At 62.7% G+C, this 1,031-nt stretch carries 1 protein-coding gene; it reads right to left on the bottom strand.

Annotated elements, in window-relative coordinates; genetic code table 11:
- Positions 1 to 1,031: NAD(P)/FAD-dependent oxidoreductase (locus GNZ13_RS44695; RefSeq protein ID WP_172177091.1), on the bottom strand; the 1,031-nt coding region annotated here is incomplete at both ends.

Genomic DNA, 1,031 nt, shown 5'->3' with positions numbered 1-1,031 from the left:
CCCTTGCTCATCCACTGCTTGAAGTTGCGCGCACGATGCAGTTCCGTGTGCAGCCACGAAGTCTTGAACGACTCCGGATAGGCCGTCAGCTCATCCGATTGACGTCCGGCCTGCACCGCTTCAAATGCCGCATCGGCCGCCAGCATCCCGGTCTTGATCGCCGCATGCGAGCCCTTAATCCGCGATGCGTTCAGGAACCCAGCATCGTCGCCGACCAGCGCGCCGCCCGGGAACACCAGCTTCGGCAGCGACAGCAGGCCGCCTGCGGTGATCGCCCGCGCGCCGTATGACACCCGCTTGCCGCCTTCGAGCACCGCGCGGATCGCCGGATGCGTCTTGTAGCGCTGGAATTCCTCGAACGGCGACAGGTACGGGTTCGTATAACCGAGACCCACCACGAAGCCCACCACCACCTGGTTGTTGTCCATGTGATAGAGGAACGAGCCGCCGTACGTGTCGTTTTCCAGCGGCCAGCCAGCGGTGTGCATCACCAGACCTGGCTTGTGCTTGCCCGGGTCGATTTCCCACAGTTCCTTGATGCCGATACCGTAGACCTGCGGATCGACGCCTTCGCGCAGCTTGAACCTGTCGTTCAGCTGACGGCCCAGATGCCCGCGTGCGCCTTCGCAGAACAGCGTGTACTTCGCGTGCAGTTCCATGCCGAGCTGGAAATTCTCGGTCGGCTCGCCATCCTTGCCGATGCCCAGATTGCCGGTCGCGACGCCTTTGACCGACCCGTCGTTGTTATACAAAATCTCAGCTGCCGGAAAGCCCGGGAAAATCTCGACGCCCAGCGCCTCGGCCTGCTGACCCAGCCAGCGCGTGACGTTCGCGAGGCTGATCACGTAGTTGCCGTGGTTCTTGAAGTTGTCCGGCAGCGCCCAGACCGGCACGCTCTTCGAGCCGGTTTCGGTCAGGAACAGGAACTTGTCTTCGGTCACGTCCACCGTGAGCGGCGCGCCTTTTTCTTTCCAGTCGGGGATCAGTTCGGTGATCGCGCGGGGATCCATCACCGCGCCCGACAGGATATG

The organism is Paraburkholderia elongata (assembly GCF_013177735.1).
Taxonomy (GTDB): Bacteria; Pseudomonadota; Gammaproteobacteria; order Burkholderiales; family Burkholderiaceae; genus Paraburkholderia; species Paraburkholderia elongata.
Note: the sequence above shows the minus strand (reverse complement) of the source record. Positions and strands in the feature narration are given on the sequence as shown.